The sequence below is a fragment of the Phormidesmis priestleyi ULC007 genome, assembly GCF_001895925.1.
Lineage (GTDB): Bacteria > Cyanobacteriota > Cyanobacteriia > Leptolyngbyales > Leptolyngbyaceae > Phormidesmis_A > Phormidesmis_A priestleyi_A.
Genome location: NZ_MPPI01000009.1, coordinates 98,972 through 115,847, shown reverse-complemented (window position 1 = coordinate 115,847; position 16,876 = coordinate 98,972). Strand labels below are relative to the sequence as shown.

Annotated in this window: 11 protein-coding genes; 7 read left to right on the top strand and 4 right to left on the bottom strand. The window is 48.6% G+C overall.

Annotation, left to right across the window (positions count from 1 at the left end; genetic code table 11):
- Positions 1–137: 137 nt before the first annotated feature.
- From BRW63_RS10165 to BRW63_RS10135, 6 genes are all read left to right on the top strand, one after another.
- Positions 138–2,729 (top strand): HAMP domain-containing sensor histidine kinase, encoded by a 2,592-nt coding sequence (locus BRW63_RS10165; RefSeq protein ID WP_181314371.1) that lies wholly within the window; start codon positions 138–140, stop codon positions 2,727–2,729.
- 261 nt (positions 2,730–2,990) lie between these two features.
- Positions 2,991–3,380, top strand: a complete 390-nt coding sequence (locus BRW63_RS10160) for a response regulator (protein ID WP_073070802.1) — start codon at positions 2,991–2,993, stop codon at positions 3,378–3,380.
- 36 nt (positions 3,381–3,416) lie between these two features.
- Positions 3,417–5,354 carry a response regulator gene (locus tag BRW63_RS10155; protein ID WP_073070800.1) on the top strand — a complete coding sequence of 646 codons (1,938 nt, stop codon included), beginning with the start codon at positions 3,417–3,419 and terminating at the stop codon, positions 5,352–5,354.
- 351 nt (positions 5,355–5,705) lie between these two features.
- Entirely contained in the window at positions 5,706–8,825 is a 3,120-nt protein-coding gene (locus tag BRW63_RS10145) for a response regulator (protein ID WP_073070797.1), read from the top strand.
- Positions 8,826–9,179: 354 nt separating this feature from the next.
- Positions 9,180–10,424 (top strand): response regulator, encoded by a 1,245-nt coding sequence (locus BRW63_RS10140; RefSeq protein WP_073070795.1) that lies wholly within the window; start codon positions 9,180–9,182, stop codon positions 10,422–10,424.
- A gap of 143 nt (positions 10,425–10,567) precedes the next feature.
- On the top strand, positions 10,568–12,046 hold the full coding sequence (locus tag BRW63_RS10135; RefSeq protein WP_106253978.1) for an AAA-like domain-containing protein: 1,479 nt from the start codon (positions 10,568–10,570) through the stop codon (positions 12,044–12,046).
- A 45-nt stretch (positions 12,047–12,091) separates the two neighbouring features.
- Here the strand turns inward: BRW63_RS10135 and BRW63_RS10130 are convergent, their stop codons facing one another.
- On the bottom strand, positions 12,092–12,319 hold the full coding sequence (locus BRW63_RS10130; protein ID WP_219898448.1) for a hypothetical protein: 228 nt from the start codon (positions 12,317–12,319) through the stop codon (positions 12,092–12,094).
- Positions 12,320–12,631: 312 nt separating this feature from the next.
- Between BRW63_RS10130 and BRW63_RS10125 the strand changes: the two genes are divergently transcribed.
- A complete protein-coding gene (locus BRW63_RS10125) occupies positions 12,632–13,102 on the top strand; it encodes a hypothetical protein (protein WP_143162038.1) in 471 nt (156 codons plus the stop codon).
- A 98-nt stretch (positions 13,103–13,200) separates the two neighbouring features.
- On the opposite strand, the gene BRW63_RS10120 is transcribed toward BRW63_RS10125, so the two are convergent.
- The 3 genes from BRW63_RS10120 to BRW63_RS10110 all read right to left on the bottom strand — a co-directional run bounded on the left by BRW63_RS10120 (position 13,201) and on the right by BRW63_RS10110 (position 16,510).
- Complete coding sequence (locus tag BRW63_RS10120; RefSeq protein WP_073070790.1) at positions 13,201–13,557, bottom strand: hypothetical protein; 357 nt, start codon at positions 13,555–13,557, stop codon at positions 13,201–13,203.
- A gap of 261 nt (positions 13,558–13,818) precedes the next feature.
- Complete coding sequence (locus tag BRW63_RS10115; protein ID WP_073070788.1) at positions 13,819–16,092, bottom strand: PBP1A family penicillin-binding protein; 2,274 nt, start codon at positions 16,090–16,092, stop codon at positions 13,819–13,821.
- A 130-nt stretch (positions 16,093–16,222) separates the two neighbouring features.
- Entirely contained in the window at positions 16,223–16,510 is a 288-nt protein-coding gene (locus BRW63_RS10110; RefSeq protein ID WP_073070786.1) for a YiaA/YiaB family inner membrane protein, read from the bottom strand.
- Positions 16,511–16,876: the final 366 nt, after the last annotated feature.

Below are 16,876 nucleotides of genomic sequence, written 5' to 3'. Positions count from 1 at the left end.
ATAATTTATGGAACGATCGCTAGAGTTGTGCCAGAGTGCTGGATGTGTAAAACTCAAACAAGATTTTGGCGATGTGTCCCTTGAAACATAAGCTTGCTGATTCGTCTCAAAAAACCTCCCTAAGATGGATGCTGATAGTGCCCTTTTTACTACAAATTGCCGTAGCTCTAGGGGTAACTGGCTATCTCACGGTCAAAAATAATCAAAACACCATTGACAATGACTCTGCCACTCTGAGAGAAGCAGTCACCGCCCAGATTCGAGGCGGCATTGACACTTATCTAATGACTCCCCTACTAGTTCAGCAAATTAATTCAGACGCGATTCGATTAAAGACCAATTCTCAAAACCTCTCAGAGTTAGAACAATCATTTAAGCAGCAGCTTCAGCAGTTTCAGACGGTGAAACAAATTACGTTTGCCAAGGAAGGGCAATTGTTGAGCGTTAACCGTCGTCTCAGTACCTCGACCCCCATTGCTAAACCCTCAAGCTGGTATCAAATCGCTCTGCAAACTAGACAGCCTACCTGGACTCCGCTGCAAATCTCAGCCGATCCCCCCACTCTCAGCTTTGCCACTGTTGAGCCTGTCTATGACACGTCAGGAAAGCCAGCAGGTGTACTCTCAGTTGATTTTGAGCTTTTGCCCATCAGCCAACTCTTAAAAGGTCTCAAAATTGGTCGATCGGGTCAAGCCTTTATCATGGAACGATCGGGGCAACTGGTTGCCTCTTCGATGGCAGAACAGCCCTTTCTCCGCAACAATGGCAACCCTCAACGCTTGGATGCAGCGTTGAGCCGATCGCCCTTAATGCAAGCAACTGCTCAATACTTACACCAACGGTTTGACAACTTTAACAATATTTACAGCAGCTATCAGCTTAGTTTTGACTTTAATCAAGTGACTCAACGGGTGCAGGTGACTCCCTTTAGCGATCGACAAGGGCTGGACTGGCTGATCGTGGTGGTCGTTCCTGAGTCAGACTTTACTGGGCAAGCAAACGCTAATATTCAAACCGCAATTTTAGTTTGTCTGGCTGCTTTGACCCTGGCGACCGCGATCGGCATTTTTATGGCGAGGTCAATTACTGATGCGATTTTGCGTCTCAATGCTGCCGCTAAACGGTTTTCACAGGGGCAGTTGGCGCAGACTGTTGAGATCAAGCGCTCTGATGAGTTGGGCGAGTTAGCCACATCATTTAACGATATGGCGGCTCAACTACAAACCTCACGATCGCAGCTCGAAACTGCCAATCAAACCTTAGAACAACAGGTCAGCGATCGCACCACCGAACTTCAACAAGAAATCAGCGAACATCAGCGCACCGAGGATGCCTTACGTGACAATGAAGCTCAGACTCGCGCCGTAGTCACTGCTATTCCTGACTTGATGTATCGCGTCAACGCAGACGGCATTTATCTTGGCTATGTCAGAGCCAACGAGTTTACAGATTTGTTGCCCGAAGGCTATAACGCTGTCGGTGAACATCTTTCATCCTATCTGCCCGCAGAAGTTGCCCAGCGACACCTCTATCATCTTCACCAAGCCTTAACCACGGGCAGAACGCAGATGTATGAACAAACGCTGACGTTTGATGATCGAGTGCAATATGAAGAAGTGCGAGTAGTGAGAAGTGGTGACGCTGAAGTGCTGTTTATGATTCGCGATGTTAGCGATCGTAAGCAAGCTGAGTTAGCCCTCCACCAAAGTAACCATGAATTAGCCAATGCTCTGCAACAACTGCAAGCGACTCAGCAAGAGCTAATTCAGTCTGAAAAAATGGCGGCATTGGGGCAATTAATTGCTGGAGTCGCCCACGAGATTAATACGCCTTTAGGGGCAATTAGAGCGGCTAGTGGCAACACCGCAAAAGCCTTAGAAGAATCGCTCCAAGAACTTCCCAAACTGTTTCAACTTCTCTCAGACGAGCAGCAAATCAAGTTTTTTGCCCTTTTAGAACGCGGATTGAAAGCGCAAACGCACAGTACCAGTACCGCTCGTGAAAAAAGACAGTGGAAGCGATCGCTCACCGATTACTTAGAAAACCACCATATCGATCAGGCCCGCAGCGTCGCTGACACGCTAATAGACATGGGAATCTATGAACAAATCGATTCGTTTTTGCCTCTGCTTAACGATCGCCATGCCGATTGGACATTGCAACTCGCTTACAATCTAGTCCGGCTTAAAGGCAACAGTGAGAACATTTTGTTAGCCGTCGATCGGGCTGCAAAAGTAGTGTTTGCGCTCAAAAGTTATACCCATCAAGACTACAGAGGAGAAAAAAGTCTTGCCCAGATCAGTGACGGTCTAGAAACGGTACTGACGCTCTATCAAAATCAGCTCAAACAGGGCGTTGAGGTGATTCGTCACTATGAGACAGTGCCGCCGATTTTGGGCTATCCCGATGAGCTAAATCAGGTCTGGACAAATTTTATTCACAATGCGATTCAAGCGATGAATCACAAAGGTCAGTTAGAAATTGGCATCGAACACGATCGCACACACAATCAAATCGTCGTCAGCATTATCGACAGTGGTTGCGGCATTCCGGCTGAGATTTTGCCGCGCATTTTTGAGCCATTTTTCACCACCAAAGCCGCCGGGGAAGGCAGTGGTTTGGGGTTAGACATCAGCCACAAAATTATTGAAAAACACGCAGGCACGATCGCGGTTGAAAGCCAGCCAGGACGCACCGTATTCCGAATCATGTTGCCGATCGAACGCTAGAATCTTGAGTCATTGCACATCCTGGCAGCCCCCTAAATCCCCCAATTTTGGGGGATTTTGAACACTGAGATCTTGCAGCATTCTCAGTCTGTCCGCTCACCCGCCCTGAACGACAGGTTCTCATCGTCTAGATGCCACAGGTGAAAGATCTCAGCAGATCTAGTTCCCCAGAATTGGGAGTCAGGGGGCGTACTCACCCCTTAATTCTGCAACGCCTCGTTCATTCTGTATGCTAGGTTTTGTACCCATTGCCGATCGGCTATGCCTAACAAAGCGATTCTCTGTGTTGACGACGAAGATGTGATTCTAGAAACCCTCAAAGAGCAGTTAAAACGCCGCCTGGGTCAAGATTATCTCTATGAGGGAGCCAGCGATGCCAGTGAAGCGTGGGAAGTCTTAGAAGATCTCGTAGCAGAAAACGTCGAGGTGTTGATTATCGTCTCAGATTGGCTGATGCCAGGGATGAAAGGCGATGAATTTCTAACACAAGTCCATCAAAAATATCCCAAAATCGTCACCGTCATGTTGACTGGGCAAGCCGACCAAGCGGCGATCGCCCGTGCCCAAGAGTCTGCCAATTTATATCGATGCCTTTATAAACCCTGGAGTGAAGAAGAGTTAGCTAACACGATCCTTTCAGGTCTGGCGTGAGAAAATGGTCTCATTCCCACATTTGACCCCTCACTCATGACCAAGCTAGCAATCCTCTGTGTGGATGACGAAGCAGTCGTTTTAGAGAGCCTTAAAGAGCAACTCAAACGTCCCTTCGGGAAAGATTTTTATATCGAAATCGCCGAGAGCAGTGAAGACGCATTAGCCATCATTCAAGAGCTACAGGCCGATCAAATCGAGGTGGCATTGGTCATTTCTGATCAGATTATGCCGGGGATGAAGGGCGATGAATTCTTGATTAAAGTGCACGATCGCTTTCCTAAAACCCTCAAGATTCTGCTGACTGGGCAAGCCAGCGCCGAAGCCGTCGGCAATGCGGTCAATCACGCTCGTCTCTATCGCTATATCGCCAAACCGTGGGATCAGACCGATCTGAGTTTGACCGTCACCGAAGCCCTGCGGCGATATCAACAAGATCAGCAGCTTGCTCAACAAAATCAGCAGCTTCAGCGTGTTAATCAAGAACTCGCACAGCTCAACGCTTCATTAGAACAGAAGGTCAGCGATCGCACCGCCCAACTCGTTGCCGTCAATCAACAGCTTCATCACGCCAAAGAAATCGCCGAAGTCGCTAACCGGGCAAAAAGTGCGTTTCTGGCCAATATGAGTCACGAGTTGAGAACGCCTCTGAATGGCATTCTTGGCTATAGTCAAATTTTGATGCGAGACGAGGCTATCGCGCCCAAGCCCAAAGATGGCATTCGAGTCATTCACCAAAGCGGCACCCATTTGCTGACTTTAATTAACGATATTTTAGACCTCTCTAAAATCGAAGCTCAAAAGCTGGAATTGATGCCCCAAGAGTTTGCTTTTGATGCTTTTCTGACCGATATGGTGAATCTCTTTCAACCCAAAGCCGACCAAAAAGAAATTGTCTTTCACTTAGTCACTGAGGGGCAGATTCCTCAAATCGTTCAGGCCGATCAAAAGCGGCTGCGGCAAATCTTGTTTAACCTGTTGGGCAATGCCATTAAGTTTACTGATCAGGGTTGTGTGACCCTGACTGTGATCGGTAGCGTTCAATTCGATCAACGCCTGACCCCCTACACACTCACCTTTGAGATCAAAGACACGGGCATCGGCATCGCTAGTGAAGCGCTCGATCGCATCTTTTTGCCCTTTGAGCAAGTGGGTGATCACTCTCAGCAAGAAGGCACCGGGCTAGGACTCTCGATCACTCAAAAACTCGTTTCACTCATGGGCGGCACACTGCAAGTCGAGAGCCTTAACCAGGGGAGCCGATTTTGGTTCACCCTCACCCTGCCCGGAATGAGTGACGCGATCGCGCCCTCCTATGCTCTGCCCAGTCAAATTATCACAGGCTATCAGGGCACTCCCAAAACCATTTTGGTGATTGACGACCTGTCCGATAATCGGGCTGTGGTGGTTGGTATGCTCACCCCGATCGGGTTTAACCTGCTCGAAGCCAGCGACGGGCAAACTGGGCTAGAAATTGCCCTGGCTCAGTCTCCCGATCTGATTATTTCTGACCTTACGATGCCCAAGATGGGCGGCTTTGAGTTGATTCGCCAGCTTCAAAATGATCCGCGATCGCGCCCCATTCCGATCGTGGCCTCGACTGCTAGTGTGTCACAAGACGATCGGCTGCGATGCCAAACCGCAGGCTATCAAGACTTTCTCGCAAAACCGATTCAGTTAGACGAGTTGTTAGCGATATTGCAGCGCCATCTCAATTTGATTTGGATTGAGCAAGCCGCCCCGATCGCCGAAAGCTTAACCGACTCGATCGTGGTTCCACCGTCTGAAGAGTTGGTTTTGCTTTATCAAGCCGCTCAGATTGGTCACATCGAACAGATTACTCAAGAAGTTCTTCGTCTAAAAGCTCTATCACCCACCTATCATGGGTTTGCAGTCAAATTGCTAACGCTGGCAGAGCAGTTTGATGATGTGGGAATCACAAAATTCGTTGAGCCATATGTTAGAAAAGCTTAAGAGATTAAGACTTATGCAGATGAATCGGAATTCGCCCCCTAATTCTGGGCTACGGTGTAACACAAGTCTTTGTCGCTGCGTTTCAGTCGGCTTCAGCCCCCTAAATCCCCCATTCTGGGGGACTTTGAAACTGGATCCTTGGCTCAAAGTCCCCCAAGATGGGGGATTTAGGGGGCAAACGTCGCGGCGATGACAAGTCAGAGGACTTGTGTGTACACCGTAGCAATTCTGGGGGAGCAATTCTGGGGAGTCAGAAAATCAAAGTCGCCCAAAATGGGGGATTTAGGGGCGAGAGAATTTACAGCTTTGACAGACAGATTCATACGTCGATTCAGCACCGCCAAAACTTCTATGACAACCTCTAAAAAAGCTCGGATTCTGATTGTTGACGACCAGCCAACCAATCTTAAAGTTTTATCCGATCTCTTAATTAATTATGGGTTTGAAGTGCTGATTGCTAAAGATGGCAACAACGCGCTGCAAAAACTTCAACGAGTGGTTCCTGATCTGATTTTGCTCGATGTGCTGATGCCAGGGCTTGACGGGTTTGAAACCTGTCAGCAACTCAAAGCGTCAGAAGTCACGCGAGATATTCCGATTATTTTTATGACGGCTTTAACCGATCCGATCGACAAAATTAAAGGTCTGACGATCGGAGCCGTTGATTACATTACCAAACCGATTCAGCATGAAGAAGTGCTGGCTCGCATTAACGTACACTTGCGGCTAAGTCACTTAAGCAAACAACTCGAAGAACAAAATCATTTGCTGCAAGACGAGATCCGATCGCGCGAACTGGTGCAGTCAGCGCTGCGGATCTCAGAGACAAAATTCTCTAAAGCGTTTCGCTCCAGCCCTGGAGCGATGATGATCACCACGCTAGAAGACTGCCGCTTTCTAGAAATTAATCAAAGCTTTTGCCAACTCACGGGCTATCTCCCTGAAGAAGTGTTGGGCAAAACAGCCGCCGATCTTAACCTTTGGAAAAGCGCAGCAGAGCGCGATCGCTTTCATGATCAGCTCCGCCAATCATCGGGCATTCTCAAGCAGCAAGAATTTCAGGTTCAGGACAAAGCTGGAGCCATCAAATTTGTTTTGATCTCCGCAGAAATCATTGAGCTAGAGGGCAATCAATGTCTGTTGGCAATGACCCAAGACATCACCGAGACGAAGCGATCAACTACGTCTCTTTTAGAAAAGGAACAGTTTTTGCGCGGCATCTATGAAGGAGTTGAACAGTCAATTTGGGTTGTCAACATTCAAGCAAACGGTGACTTTGTTTTGGTGGGTGCAAATCCTGTATGCGAGAGGCTCACGGGCTTCTCATCGAGCTATGTCCAGGGCAAAACAGTCGAACAAATCTTTCCGCCAGAGGTTGCCGCCACAGTTCGAGAAAACTATCGCACCTGCATAGAGTTAGGAACCAGCTTCACCTATGAAGAGTGCTTGCCGTTTGAAGGACAATGGAAGTGGGGGCTGACCACGCTGACCCCGATCCGAGATCAGCGATCGCGCATTTATCGCATCATCGGTACTGCGGTTGACATTACTCAACGCAAGCAAACAGAAGCGGCCCTCCAAGCCAGTGAAGAACGCTTGCAACTCGTTCTCAACGCCAACAACGATGGCATTTGGGATGTGAATCTGATCACCAACCAACTCTTTTGTTCTCAACGTTGGTATGACATTCTCGGTTATGCAGAAGCTGAAATTGGCACAGACAACTACGACGTTTTTACGCTCGTTCACCCAGATGATCTGGATAGCTTTACGGCAGCAAACCAGGCTTATTTAGCGCAAGAAGTGCCCCACTATGTGACCGAATATCGGATTCTCTGCAATGATGGCACCTATAAATGGTGTGAGTCACGCGGCACTGCCCTTTGGGATGAGCAGGGCCAGCCTATGCGGATGATTGGCTCAATGCGAGATGTCACTGAGCGAAAGCAGCGCGCCGTCGAACTTCAGCAAGCCAAAGAAGCCGCAGAAGCCGCGAGTCTTGCCAAAAGTGCGTTTTTAGCCAACATGAATCACGAATTGCGAACGCCTCTGGCAATCATTCTCGGCTGTAGTGAATTGCTAAATTCTGACAAAACGCTAATCCACAAACAACGATCGCACTTATCAACAATCGATCGCAGTGTGCAACATCTTTTAAACTTGATCAACAATGTTTTAGAACTCTCAAAAATCGAAGCAGGGGCAGCTATTCTCAATCTGGTTGAGGTCAATCTGCCGAGCTTACTCGAAAACGTGGTCGAGATGTTTCGTCTCCCGGCTGCCTCAAAAGGGCTGCGATTTGTTTACGATCGTCCCCCTAATCTCCCTAGCGTGATCGAAGCTGACGAAAATAAACTTCGCCAAGTGTTAATGAATCTATTGGGCAATGCGATCAAGTTTACCGATCGCGGCAATATTACTTTGCGGGCATTCTCTCAAACAACCGACTCAGAGCAAATCACGCTCCATTTTGAAGTCGAAGACACCGGGCTAGGCATTGCCCCTCAAGAACTCAATAGCGTTTTTGATGCGTTTGTGCAAACCGAGACGGGGCGAAAGTCGAACAAAGGCACCGGGTTAGGGTTAGCGATCAGCCGTCAATTCGTCGAACTAATGGGCGGCAAAATTAGCGTCAGCAGCACGATCGAGCGGGGCACTCGATTCACGGTTGACCTACCTGTGACTGCGATCGCGGTTCCGACCTTGGTGCCTCAGCCTCAGCAAGTGATCGGGTTGCAGCCCAATCAAGAAACTTATCGAATTCTCGTGGTTGAAGATACTAAAGACGCGCGATCGCTGTTGGTGCAGTTACTCGGCGATCGAGGATTTGAGGTGCAAGCCGCCGAAGATGGTCAACGCGCGATCGATTGCTGGCAACAATGGCACCCGCATCTAATTTTGATGGATCTGCGAATGCCAGGAATTGATGGCTGTCAAGCAACTCAGCAGATTCGACATTTAGAACAACAGCAAAAAATTTCTAAGAGACGACGCAGATCTTCAACTCATTCACCTATCACTAAAATTATTGCCCTGACTGCCAGTGCCATTGATGAAGATCACGACACAATTTTGGCAACCGGATGCGATGACGTTTTATATAAGCCGTTTCGAGAAGACCAACTGTTTAGCGCGATCGAGCGTCACCTCAAAGTTCGCTATCTTTATGACGATTGCACTGACCAAACAGACGATCGATCCCACCGATCAAAGACGGCTTACGCATCAGCTCAAAATCTTGAAACCGCGTTTGACACGCTGCTAACGGTGATGCCAAGTGAATGGGTTGCTGATCTTTATGGGGCAGCTTCTCGCCTTAGCGTCGATCGCTGTCTCAAGCTAATTCAGCAACTCCCAGATGATTACCTTGATCTTTCACAGGCGCTATGTGATGCAATCAATAATTTTCGATTTGATGTGGTGATTAACCTCACGCAGCCCTTGCAAAATCTCGATGTCAAGTCTCGCTAGTGAGACGATCGGCTTGAGAAAATTTTGATTTAATGTCAGTTCGCTTCGTTCTTCAGCACTTCAGCCCGGATTTACAACCATAGCGAAAAGCTTCATCGAATTCACGTTGATTTAGCTCAACCGCGCTCTTGGGGAAGCTTAACTAGTGTTTCATATTGATAAAATTGACGCTACTAAAACTAGTGACCAGATTCACGAATTAAGGGAGTTCCTGATAAACTATCTAAGACTTAGCTGCAAATACGAGTAATTAGCTCCTGTATATCGATCGCAGTCTCATCGTTAGTGCTCTGCCAATCCATTTAAGACTCTTTCCACAAATTAAAACTTTTTTTACAAAAGGCAGTGTTCAGAATGATTGCTGACGACTCAAATTTACAAGTGTCCCACCCTCAGCGAGAAAACAGCGTCTCGCTTTCACCGATCACAGCTTACTATGTTCACAAATTGCTGGCGCACAACTTCGATCGTCTAACTCCGATCACGTCGGGTCAAGCAGACATTGATGCCAGTCTTTTGAGCGATTTGAGTCTAGGCATTGTTCACTTAGATTCTGTCGATCAGGCAACCAGTTCTGCGGTTTTGCAGCTAGAGCGACGAGTCATGCAGCATCAAGCCCTCAGCAGTCAAGGCGCTAAACACCTGCCAGATCTGCGAGATGCCGAGCAAGAAATCTTTCGCCTGTTAGGGTTCAATCTCGCTCAATCAGACCCACACGCCACCATTTTGATTATCGATGACACGCCAGACGTGCTGCGGTTTCTCTCTGAGGCGCTAACTCAGCAAGGCTATGAAGTCTGTAGCGCGCTTGACGGTGGCTTGGCGCTCAATCAAATTCATGTGATCGCGCCTGACCTGATTTTGCTCGACGTGATGATGCCTGGAGTAGACGGCTATGAGGTTTGTGAACGACTCAAAGCAAACCCATTGACTAAAGGAATTCCGGTTATTTTTATTAGCGCGATCGCAGACAGTCTCGACAAGGTGAAAGGCTTTGATCTCGGCGGCGTTGATTATGTCACCAAGCCCTTTCAAACTGAAGAAGTGCTAGCCCGAATTGAACACCAACTCAACCTGCGAAGCTTGCAAAAGCGATTAGAAGAACAAAATATTCGTCTCCAGCAAGAGCTTCAGACGCAACAAACTGTTGAAGAAAGCTATCGCAGCATTTTTGAAAACGCCTCGATCGCCCTGTTTCAATCGACTCCGAGCGGACGATTTGTGCGGGTCAACCACGCGCTGGCGCAACTCCTTGGCTATGATTCTCCTCAAGCCGTGCTGCAAGAAATTAACCAAATCTCTGAGCAACTCTATGTCAACCCAAAACGGCGATCGCAGTTGATCACCTATCTTCAACAGTTCGGGGTAGTTAACGATTTTGAATCTCAGATTTATCGCAAAGATGGCACAACGATTTGGGTTTGCGAAGACATTCGAGTGGTGAAAGATGGTCAAGGCAACCCTTTGCTCTATGAAGGCACCCTCAAAAACGTGAGCGATCGTAAACACGCTGAAAGTCTTGCCTGTCAGCAGCAGACAAAGACTGAGGGCTTTTTAATTCAGCTTTTATTCCACATCCTTTCAGGCGAAAATATGTAGATATAGCCATCCTATTTCAATTGTCAACGTGGGACAGGCTTCCAGCGTGTACGGGCAAGGTGCCCATCCCACAATTCACTTAAGATTGCTATAGGAAGGTGAAGCGATCGGCACATCCGCCCCCTGCAATCAACCAAAGTTCGATGTTTAATTACGAATATCAAGTGGGTGGGAGCCTCAAAAACGATGCCCCCAGTTATGTGATCAGGCAAGCTGACCTAGATCTCTACACGGCGCTAAAGTCGGGGCAGCTCTGCTATGTGTTTAATTCTCGACAGATGGGCAAGTCGAGTCTGCGCGTGAGAACAATGCATCGCCTCAAAGCCTCTGGGGTGCAGTGTGGGGTGGTCGATATGACCTTAATTGGCACCCAGCAAGCCACCCCAGAACAATGGTATGCCTCATTGACGGCATCCTTAGCAAGCAGTTTTCGGCTCGATATTGAGGTGGGAACTTGGTGGCGCAGCTACTCGCATCTGTCGCTCACCGCACGTCTGGGAGAATTTTTAGAAACGGTAATGTTGGCTCAAATCGAGAGTCCGATCGTCATCTTCATCGACGAAATTGACTGCGTACTCAATCTTCCGTTTGCCGTGGATGATTTCTTTGCGCTGATTCGCTATTGCCACGATCGTCGGGCCGAAAATGCTGCTTACTGTCGGTTAAATTGGGCAGTTTTTGGCGTTGCCACCCCGGCTGATCTGATTCGCGATCGCAGCCGCACTCCGTTTAATATTGGGCAAGCGATCGAGCTTCAGGGCTTTCAAGACTACGAGGTTTCTCCGTTGTCAGAAGGCTTAATGGGAAAGGTGAACAACCCTACGGCGGTGCTACGGGCGATTTTGACCTGGACAGGCGGACAACCGTTTCTAACGCAAAAAATCTGTCAGTGCGTGGTGCAATCTAGCCAGTCAACCGTGAAAGGAACCCTCACGCTGCCGTCGGGCACCGAAGCATTTTGGGTTGAGCAACTGGTGCGATCGCAAATCATTGAAGATTGGGAGGCCCAAGACAATCCAGAACATTTGAGAACCATCCGCGATCGACTCTTGCAACAGCCTCAAGCAGGTCGCCTTTTAGGACTCTATCAAAAGATTTTGCAAGATTCTCGGCAAGGCAGCAGTGCTGAACTTCAACCCTCCTGCACTAACGGCACCTCAGAAGAAATTGAGTTACTGCTATCAGGATTAGTAGATCGATCGCAAGGGTCATTGCAGGTAAAAAATCCGATTTATGCTGCTGTGTTTGATCAGTTTTGGGTCGAAAAACAATTGAGCCATCTTCGCCCCTACTCACAGGCTCTCGATGCCTGGGTTGCCTCTAATGCTCAAGATCAGTCTTGGCTGTTGCGAGGTCGAGCGTTACATGACGTCCTGGTGTGGTCGCAGGACAAGCGTCTCAGCGAGGCAGATGGTCAGTTTCTCAATGCCAGCCAAGAACTCGATCGTCGAGAGGCACAGCAAACCACAGCCGCCGAGCATGCCCGACTGACTGAAGCCCGTTTGCAGCAACAGATAGACACGCTGAGCAAAGACCTCAATCAGGTAAAGAGACAACGGCTGCTGTGGGCTTTGTTCAGCTTTGCTCTAGGGGTTTTGACCTGGGTAGGGGTGCAACGCTAGTGGGCTGCTGGTTGACGAGTTGCTCAATCAGGCGAGGAGGAGTCGCTAAGCGCCGCAATAGTGCATCGTCAACACCGCTTTAAATGCCCAATGATTTGCAGGGACATCGCTAAAAGGGTTAGGTAACGTCTCGGCACGATTTTGCACACAGGCCTCTAAAATCTGTCGAGTCGTGAGCTGAGCTGGTGCCGTTTGAGATGGACTCGCGTTCGCAGAGGTTGCCAATCCAACGCTCGTGAGAAGCGCGATCGCCAGCAAAGATTTAACGTTCATCAGACAATTAACTCGTTGAAGATAGGCTCTTTTATAGTTATACCGAACTGTTGAAGTTAAGCGACGACTCCTGCTAAACGGAAAAAAACAAATCTAAAAGACGCATTTTTAATAGGAATGTGAAGCTGATGGCTCGTTTAAGGAATGACAGTTGGACAAGCTGAAGTTATGAGAAAAGCCACATCTAGCAAACGGGTCAATCGTTTCTCTAAATACGGGTACGATATAATACTACAAAATGTCTGTTTTACAGAGCGAGCACGAAAGCACGCTTGATCGGTTTTCAGCTTTCAATCAACCTCTCTTGAAGCAATGATGAAACGAACTTGGCTTATTGCACTGACGCTCACGTTAATCACAGTCGCGTTACTGGTGCCCCGCAGCGATCGCTTTTTAAAAAAGCCGAGCACTCTTTCATGGTGTCCTGAAAGCGCGATCGCCTCGTCTGATCATTCGACTGATCATTCGACTGAAAAAATTCACGCCTCTAAAATCATCGTCGAACCCTGGGAAGGTCGTCATAACGTCTATGGCATCTTTGTCTTACCGTCTGGCTATCAAGCAAATCACTTTTTCGCAGTCAGCGTTGACGAGTCAAATCTCTACTGCGGGGGGGTCAAAATGCTCGACCAGCCAGCCTACGGGGTCAGCATCCAACCTGGTGAGCGAATTGCGATCGGACATCTTAGAACTCGAACGGCGCTCTGGCTACTAACTAAGGGTAAGCAAGAAGAGCTAGAACAGCCTTCTAATTGGGTGTTACGGGCAGAAAAACAAGGCTAATACCCATTGCGAAAATAATGACGACATCGAACGATCGCGAAAGGGCACGAAAGTGCCCATTAACATTGCAAGCAACGACATTATCGAACCCACGATCCTTAGCTGACTTTTATTTTGTCCACAATCAGCAAACCGTGGGTTTCTACAGTTGATGCGCCATAAACAGCTAACGCAACGCTGACTAAACGAGTTAACAGGTGACAGTTAGAAATTTGACCCAACAAAATAATGACTCTGCCTCGTTGAAATACGCTCAGTTGAGCAATCTCGATCGCTTCAAACTGCTCTCGAAACGTCAATATCACCCGATTAGCTAATCCGTTGTGGTCATACTCTCCATTTAAGCCCACTCGCTCAGGCGGGATCATTCTAAACAGAGGGATGGCTGCATGGGAAATGCACTCTGTTTCTGGCTGCGATCGAGTCAAATTTGATGGCTGCACCCAAGAATTCATAGATTTCTAGCTATCTTGCAACAATGGTTTGTTTGATGAGTGTTCGTACACCATTAAAGATTCTGAAAAGACTTTTCACAATCCATCGCAAGCAGGATAGAGGTTGAAAGGGGTATCCATTAACACATCTTGCCTACACGTTGATGGCTGCGCGGCAGATCTGCCGCGTAAATCAAATTCGTCATCACAACTTCACCTAATCATTCTTAGCAGAAAGATTTCAGCTAAAGCCATCACCTTTTCGAGTGAATAGCGATCTATTTACTGCACAATTTGTTTCATATAACTGCCCCAAAGTTGAGCGGCTTGCCCACTGTTGCCGCCCGTGGGGGTATTGTTATCATTGCCAAGCCAAACACCCGTGACGAGCGATCGACTCGGCACATAGCCAATAAACCACAAATCAACGTTATCGTTCGTCGTGCCTGTTTTCCCGGCTTCTCCTAACCCCAGTGCCGCGCTTCTCCCGGTGCCACTTTGCACGACACCTTGCAAAAGCGTCGTCATCGTATCGGCGACGGCTGGCTCAAGAACGGTTTCGTTTGCGCCGCCATCTTGCTGAGAGTCGTAAATGACCCGGCAGGTTTTGAGGTCTTTACGATTAGGGCAATCGCTGCTGTCTAAAATGCGGCTGATGGTGTGGGGTCGTGTGCGAATGCCTCGATTTGCCAGTACCGCGAAGGCTCCCGTCATTTCTAGAGGCGTGACTTCACTTTGACCGAGTACCAGCCCCGGCACCGGGTTTAGCTTTGACTGGATACCCATTTTTTTGGCAGTTTCAACGACTTTACCTAAGCCAACTTCTTGAGCAACTCTCAGTGCAATCACATTTTCTGATTGTGCCACTCCGGTATACATATCCAAACTGCCGCCCCCACTGTGACAGCCCTCAAAATATTGACCACTCCAGTCTAGAGACGAACAAGAGAAGGCGGTGCTGGGTGAAATGCCTTGGGCGATCGCGGCCGTGTAGGCAAAGACTTTGAAGGTCGAACCCGGTTGGCGATGGGCCTGCGTGACGCGATTAAATTCGCTTTCTTGATAGTCATAGCCACCGACCATTGCGCGAACTTCGCCTGTTTTTGCGTCGATCGTCACCAGCGATCCCTGAGAATATCCGGCACTGGCTCCATTGTTGGCGATCGCGCTTCGCAGACTGGTTTCGGCTTTGGTTTGCATCTGGGTGTCGAGTCCCGTTTGCACAATGAAGTTGCCTTCTTGAGCAAGTTGGCTACCCAGCAGATCTTCTAGCTCGTTAAAAACGTGACTGTAGTAATAAGGGGCGATCGTGCTTTGCAATTCTTGCCGCGCTTTGGGACTGATTTCGATCCGCGATCGCCGAGCGCGTTGGGCATCTTCTTGAGACACCGCGCCTTGCTCTGCCATGCGGCTAATGACGCGATCGCGATATTCGATCGCAGCTTTATAGTTTCGCACTGGATTAAAACTGTTAGGAGCGGGCAAAATTCCCACTAAGGTTGCCGATTCTGCGAGGCTCAATTGTTTAGCTGATTTGCCAAAATAGAACTGTGCCGCGTCTTCAAAGCCATAAATGCCGCTGCCCAGATAGACCCGATTCAAATAAGTTCGGAGCAAAAATTCTTTGCTGTAGACTGTTTCAAGTTTGAGAGCAACGATCGCTTCTCGAATCTTGCGACCCGCCGAATCTTGACGACCGACATATTCACTCAGCAGATTTCGAGCGAGTTGCTGGGTGACGGTGCTGCCTCCTTCGCGGATCTCGCCTCCCCGAATGTTGGCGATCAAGGCGCGAAGCGTGCCGATCGGGTCTACGCCCAGATGCCAATAATAGCGAGAGTCTTCAGATGCGATGACGGCTCTCGGCAAATAGGGCGAAAATTCTCCAAGTTGAGACAGTTCGGCGTGGGTCTGGGTGCGTGGAGTGCGAAGCGTTTGCCCTTCTCTAGAAAAAACCACAACCGGGCCCTGCACCGACACTGGCAGCGGATAGACGCTGAATCGTTGCCACTCAAACCCGATCGCCAGCACCACTAGAGCCGTCACCCCACTCACCCCAAATAAACCATTCCGAATCGCCTGCACATACCAGGGACGCGGATCGACATACTGCAACCGCACTGCCGCCGCCAACTCTGGTGGCCCTAGCGACAAAACATCTCCGTCATAGAGCATGGTTGACTTGAGTCGGCGCTTGCCCCGATAAACGCCGTTGGTCGAGTTTTCGTCTCGTAGCTCAAACCGAGTCCGCCCTAATAGCCCTGCGATTTTGTGCCGCCGCTGCCGATGCAGTGACAGATGCACCTGACTTACCACCGGGTTTCGCACCACAATGTCACACGATTTGGAACTGCGCCCTAACAGATAGCGATCGCCCAGCAGCGGAAACTTGTCTGCTTTGGGGGCATCTGCTTCTTGCACCAAAAGCTCTGGCACTTGGGCATTGGGCTTGAGCCGCAGCTTTGAGAAGTTAATCTTGGTGAGGGTTTGCACCGCTTGAGTCAAGTTACCCAAGAGGGTTTGCGGTTTGCGGGGCGGAAGAGGCGGCTGGGTCATGCGGGGTGACGGCACAGGTTGCAAAAAAATTAGAGAATCTCAAGCATCATTCTATTCAAGATTGGGAGCAAGCGCGATCGTCCTGAAGATGTCTTTGCTGCTTCACCTCGCTGCCCCCTAATTCCTGAAATTATTTGTTAAAGGGATCGTGTTCGGTCAACATTTTTTCGAGCTTGGCTTCATCGACTCTAGAGATTAAGCGCTTTGACTCATGAACATCACGGGTTGTTTTTGCCAAACTAAAGGTTGAACCTACTGAGAACAAAACGCCCATTCCCATGTAACCTTTAACCCATCCGTTTGCGGGAAGATTGAGAATTCCGAAGGAGATTGCTGAGATTGAAAGCACAAAGGAAGCCCAAACTTGAATGATCCAAGCATTGGTAGGAGCGTCTTGATTAACACCGTATTTTTGCATGACTTTCTTTCAGGAGAAGAGTGAGGATTTTGAGCCACAATAGATTCGTTTGAATCTCCTTAGGAGAATATCAAACTCCTCAGTAGAAAGCGCTAAAAATGGACACTATCCCGCTCTGGCACCTTCTCCGTAATCATTAGAAATGAACTCAAAAAATGATTGATTAAGTTCGACGATCGCTGTTTTTAAAGAAATCCTTTGATCCCCGTAACGAAAGCTACTCAGATCCCTGAAAAGGCTGATTAGACTAGTAGGGATAAATTAAGTTAAGTCCGTCGCTTGCTCGACAGTTGACTCGTGAGCAGAAATGCCTTTCCGTTGACTGCTTTGTCAAACTACTCGTTTCGGCTTCTGCTCGATTACTCC